The sequence below is a fragment of the Streptomyces nanshensis genome, assembly GCF_001751255.1.
Classification (GTDB): domain Bacteria; phylum Actinomycetota; class Actinomycetes; order Streptomycetales; family Streptomycetaceae; genus Streptomyces; species Streptomyces nanshensis_A.
This window is the reverse complement of sequence record NZ_LJGW01000177.1, coordinates 1-254: the sequence shown is the minus strand read 5'-3', so window position 1 is coordinate 254 and position 254 is coordinate 1. Positions and strand designations below refer to the sequence as shown.

General features: G+C 77.6%; 1 pseudogene. It reads right to left on the bottom strand.

What is annotated here, in order from left to right:
- Positions 1–254 (bottom strand): annotated as a pseudogene (locus AN218_RS38085) (DNA polymerase III subunit gamma and tau); the annotation flags it as partial.

Genomic DNA, 254 nt, shown 5'->3' with positions numbered 1-254 from the left:
TTCTTCACGGCCTCCAGGATCTGCGGCCACATCTGCCGTACCTGTGCGGCACCTTGGGACGGATCCTGCGCGGCCGGAGCGGGCGCGGCCTCGGGACCGGCGTCGGCGGGCGGTGGTACGGGGGCGGAACCGGAGCCGGATCCGGAACCAGAGGCGGAGTCTCCTGCGGGCCCCTGCTGTACGGGCTGCGCGGGCGCGCTCTCCTCGGCGCCGCCGCCCCTGCCCGGCCAGGCCCCGGGCCTGCGGGCCGGCTG